This is a genomic window from Novosphingobium sp. 11B, from assembly GCF_054589055.1.
On the sequence record NZ_BAAILP010000247.1, the window covers coordinates 68,653 to 73,530 of the forward strand.

4 protein-coding genes are annotated in these 4,878 nt (G+C 70.5%); 2 read left to right on the forward strand and 2 right to left on the reverse strand.

Annotated elements, in window-relative coordinates; genetic code table 11:
* A partial coding sequence (locus tag ACYPYD_RS22260; RefSeq protein ID WP_459665578.1) for a rhodanese-like domain-containing protein occupies positions 1-533 on the reverse strand: 533 nt, incomplete at its 3' end.
* A 58-nt stretch (positions 534-591) separates the two neighbouring features.
* On the opposite strand from ACYPYD_RS22260, the gene ACYPYD_RS22265 reads away from it, so the two are divergent.
* Positions 592-1,380, forward strand: a complete 789-nt coding sequence (locus tag ACYPYD_RS22265; protein ID WP_459665580.1) for a quinoprotein dehydrogenase-associated SoxYZ-like carrier — start codon at positions 592-594, stop codon at positions 1,378-1,380.
* Positions 1,377-2,315 carry a quinoprotein relay system zinc metallohydrolase 1 gene (locus ACYPYD_RS22270; RefSeq protein WP_459665583.1) on the forward strand — a complete coding sequence of 313 codons (939 nt, stop codon included), beginning with the start codon at positions 1,377-1,379 and terminating at the stop codon, positions 2,313-2,315. Before ACYPYD_RS22265 ends, ACYPYD_RS22270 begins: the two co-directional genes overlap by 4 nt.
* A 171-nt stretch (positions 2,316-2,486) precedes the next feature.
* Here ACYPYD_RS22270 and ACYPYD_RS22275 read toward each other — a convergent pair whose 3' ends face one another.
* Complete coding sequence (locus tag ACYPYD_RS22275; protein WP_459665585.1) at positions 2,487-4,751, reverse strand: TonB-dependent receptor; 2,265 nt, start codon at positions 4,749-4,751, stop codon at positions 2,487-2,489.
* Positions 4,752-4,878: the final 127 nt, after the last annotated feature.

Here is a 4,878-nt window from a genome sequence, read left to right on the forward strand (position 1 = left end):
GGCTCCGCCCGCACCAGTGCGCGGCCTGCGGCGTGCCAGCCCTCGATCCCCTCGGCGAGCCAGTAGACGTGACGCACGCCGCCTTTCGCCAGACGCCGCGCGGCGTTCCAGCCCATCCAGCAATCGGTGCGGCAGAACAGCACGACCGGCAGGCGCGGACTCCCCCGGCGCGCCTCGGCGACCGCCTGCTCCAGCCCGCGCCAGAGCACCGGATCGACCGGACTGCGCCCCGTCTCCGGATGCCAGAGCGCGCCGGGCACTGTCTCGTGCGGCTGGCTGAGGCGCCACTGGCCGGTCGCGGGGTCACGGTGGCCGGACTCGACCGGAAGCACGTCGATGAACAGCGCTTCGTCCAGCCCGAGCGCGTCCTCCAACGCGATCCGGCGGGCGGGCGCGGGCAGCCGGTCCACCGGCGCGCGGTAGCGGGCGGTGCGGTAGCCATCTATGTCGAAGTCGTCGGCGGCGTGCGCTGCCGGGGCGCAAACGACCGCCAGAATCAGCCCTATCGCCAGCCTTCGTCCGATGCGTTCCATGGCTCCTCCCAAGGTCCAATATGACGCGAGCGAGGCCCGGCCTACATTGGCCCTTGGTATGATCCGCAAGAAGATCCTGCTGGCCCTCATCGCCACCCTCGCCGCGCCGGTCCCGGCCGCCTTCGCGCTGCCTGCCGACCCGCTGAAATCGCCGATGTGGGAGTATCACGCCGAGCGTCTGTTCGGCGGCGCCACGGTACGCTTCGACCCTGCCGTGAAGGTCGAAATCCCCGAGATCGCCGAGAACCAGCGCGTCTTTCCCGTCACCGTCGATGCGCGCGCCTTGCCACAGGTGAAGCGCATCCTGATCTTCGCCGACCTCAACCCGATTCCTGTCGCGGTGGACTATGCCCCCCGCGCCGCCGCGCCGTTTCTGGCGACGCGCATCAAGCTCGACCAGCGCACCCCGGTGCGCGCGGCGGTGCTGACGGCGGACGGGGTGTGGCACGTCTCGGGGAGCTGGATCGATGCGGCGGGCGGCGGCTGCTCGGCCCCGCCGGTCAGCCGGGTGAAGGGCGACTGGGCCGACCACCTCGGCGAAATGCACGGTGCTGCATGGGTACTCAGCGGCACTCAAACGCGCCTCAGGGTGACGTTACGGCACCCGATGGACACCGGCCTCGTCGAGAACATCGCCGCCTACAACATCGAGCGGGTGACCGTGACCTCCTCGGCCGGAACCCCGCTCGCCGACCTGCAGGTCTTCGGAGCGGTGGCCGAAGACCCTGCCTTCACCTTCATCGTCGACGATGCGAAGGGGCCGCTCTCGATCGCCGCGCGCGACAGTTCGGGGCTGGAGTTCGACGGCGTGGTCACCCCGCGCAGCGCGGCGCTGGCCGCCAAGTGAACCTCACGCGCCGCAGCCTGATCGGCGCTGCGCTGGCGCTGCCCGTCGCCGCCCGCGCAGAGACGTTCGCCGGGGCCTATGCCCCCAAGGCCGAGCCCGTCGCCGAGGGCGTGTGGATGGTGCGCGGCGCCGATGCGCCGATCCTGTTCGACAACGGCGGGATGATCGCCAACAGCGCCATCATCGCCACCGACGAAGGCGCGGTGCTGTTCGATCCGGGCGTCTCGCTGGAGCATGGCAAAGCGCTCGGCGCGCTGGCGCAGGCGGTGACGGGCAAGGCGGTGGGGCGGGTCTACGTCAGCCACCTGCACCCCGATCATGCGCTGGGGGCGGCGGCCTTCGATCCCGCCATCGTCCACGCCCTGCCCGCCACCCGCGCCGATCTGGAGCGCGACGGCGAGGGCTTTTCCGATGCCATGTATCGCCTGCTGTCGGACTGGATGAAGGGCACCCATATCGTCCTGCCGCTCGGCGACATGGCGGAAGGGGAGGCCCTGTTCGGCGGGCGCAGGTTCCGGCTCTTCGCGATGCAGGGACATTCGGCGGGCGATCTGGTGCTACTCGACGAGGCGACGGGGACGCTGCTGGCGGGTGACCTTGTGTTCCACGACCGCGCGCCCTCGACCCCGCATGCGGATCTGGCGAAGTGGCGCGCGGCGCTCGATCGGCTGAAGGCAGTGCCGCATGGGCTGCTGTTGCCGGGGCACGGGCCGCTGGACCGGGACGGCGGCGCGATCGCGCAGACGCGTGACTGGCTGGACTGGCTGGAGGCCACGCTGACGCAGGCAGTGGCCGACGGGCTCGACATGACCGAGGCGGGGGAACTGCCGATCCCCGCGCGGTTCGCCGGACTGAAGGCCGCGCGCTATGAATTGCAGCGCAGCGTCTCGCATCTCTATCCGGGGCTTGAAGCGCGGTTGCTGCCGAGGTTGTAGGCTCAGTCTCGGGCTCCGGCCCACCCCGCTGCGACTAGGGCCTGCGGCCCAAGTCTCGCTGCCCCTCCCGCAAGCAGGAGGGGGTGAAGCGCGTCAGCCCTCCCGCGTGCGGGAGGGCTGGGAGGCTTGGCAGCTTGCTGCCTAGCCGGACGGGGTGGGCCAAAGCCGCCCTCAGAACCGCGCCCGCACCGACACCGTCAGCCTGCGCGGCGCCCCCGGAGCATAAGCGCGCGGATTGTCCGCGCCGGGCGCTTCTGCCAGCTCGATCTCGTCGATCTCGGAGAACGTGCCCATCGTCACGTAGTGCCGGTCGAACATGTTGCGCAGTTCCGCCGCCAGTTCGATCCCGGGCGCGACTTCTACCCGGCCCATCATGTCGAACACCGCGTAGGCCGGAGTCCTGACGTTGTCGTTGCCCTCATCGCCCACCAGCACCTGCCCGGAGCGCGCGCGCATCGCCAAGCCCAGTTCCCAGCCCTTCCCAGCGCGGCCTGCATAGAGGTTCACCGAATGGCGCGGCACGCCGGGCAGGCGATCGCCACGCCGGACTTCGACCAGACCGTCCTCGTCCGCCTCGGGGTTGGACGGGCTCGAAACCGCGAAGTCCTGCCGGAACTTCGCATCCGTAAAGGCATAGCTGCCCGAAAGGCGCCAGCCGCCCTGCCGCCAGTCGGCCGAAGCCTCGATCCCCTGCCGCCGCGATTCGCCGAGGTTGGCGAAATAGGCCCGCCCGCGCACTTGCGAGGCGATCATGCGGATGTCGTTCTTCGTGTCCGAGCGCCAGCCGTTCACCCGCCACGACAGTGCTGCCCCAAAAGCATTGGCGCCGCCCGACAGCCCGGCATGCCAGTTGCGCGCGGTCATCGCCTTCAGCGGCGGATCGGCGATGAAGAAGTTCGCCAGCGTGCAGGGCGATTCCGGATCGGCGCAGGACAGCTCCGCCGGCGTCGGATTGCGGCTGGTGAGCGCGAAGCCCGCCGTCGCATGCACATCCGCCCCCAGCGCATAATCGAACTCGATCGAGGGGTTGAGGCGGCTGAACCGGTGGCTGCCGTCGAGCGCGTCGCCCAGCCGGTCGTCCAGTCTAACCGTGTTGCGCGACCAGCGCGCCCCGGCCTCGACCGTCAGCGCGGGGGTCAGCGGCACTTCGGCGCTGGCGAAAAGCGCCAGGTCGCTCATGCGGGTGACGACGTCGACCGGGGTGATGCCGCCCTCCTCCGAGGTCAGCAGCAGGCCGAGGCCCTCGACCGAGCGGTCCTCCTCCAGTTCGCCCAGTTCGGTGGTGGCGGTGAAGCGGGTGCGCGCGCGCTCCCACGAAGCGCCTACGGCAAAGCGGCGGGTGCCGTTCTCGGTCTCGCGCTCGTCGAGCCATTGCAGCATGGCACCGCCGCTGCGGGTGCGCTCGCGGCCGCGGTTGAACACGGCGTAGTCGTCCACCGCCGGGTCGTTCACCACGCGGGCGCCGTTCGCCAGCAAGGGTTCCTCGAACTCGTCGTCGTCGCCGAGGCAGAGGTAGCCCGCATCGTCCTCGCAGGCGCCGAAGTCGGCGAGGTCGCCGTTGGCGCTCTTGCGGGTGAGGGTCTGCCAATGGGTGCGCAGTTCGATGCGCCCGGTCTCGCCTGCCGCGATCCACGGTGCGGCGACCAGCCGCGCGAAGCGGGTGTGGGTGACGTCGGGCGTGGTGAATACCGCGTTCCACTTGGCGGCGAGCAGTTCGACCGGGGCGACGCCGTTGCCGGTGAGATCGGTGTCGGCGGCGAGGCCCTGCACCTCGATCCCCCATGCCCCGGCATCGTGGACGCCCTTGGCGAACACGCGCTTCAGCGTCGAGGGTGAGGCGACGCGCCAGCCGTCGTCATGCCGCGCCTCGGCGACGATCAGGAGGTTGTCGGCCTTGTCGCCCAGCCCCAGCGAGGCGCTGCCGCCCACACTGCCGAGCGTGTCCACGTCCGCCTGCAGGCGCAGACCCGACAGGCTCACGCCATCATGCGTGGTCAGCAGCAGCGAGCCCGCCAGCGCATTGCGGCCCAGCACCGGGTTGGCATCGTTGAGCTGCGCGTTCGCCAGCGCCATTTCGGGAACCACGTCGAGCAGCACCACGTCGCCGAACGGCTGGTTGAAGCGCACCCCGTCGAGGTAGACCGCCATGCCCTGCTCCGCGCCCTGCAGCGCCGAGGCGGAGAACCCGCGCCAGGTGATCGCTGCCTGCCACGGGTTGCCGGTCGATTCAGCCAGCGTCAGGCCCGGTACGGTGCGTTCCAGCGCGCGGGCCAGATCGCGCTTGCCCGCGATGTCGAGCGCCTGCGGGTCGATCTCGCGCGCTTCGTCGAGGTCGATGGCGCCGCCCGGTGCGGTGACGACGATGGGCGCTTCCTCGGCCAGAACCGGCGAGGCCGAGGCCATCAGCCCGGCGATGATAAGACTTGTCTTTCGCATCCCTCGTGGCGCCTTTGCGGCGCCCTCCCCGTTTGGCACCCCCACCTCGTCATTGCGAGCGCAGCGAAGCAATCCAGGGCCGAGCAGACCGCCCTGGATTGCTTCGCTATGCTCGCAATGACGAAGG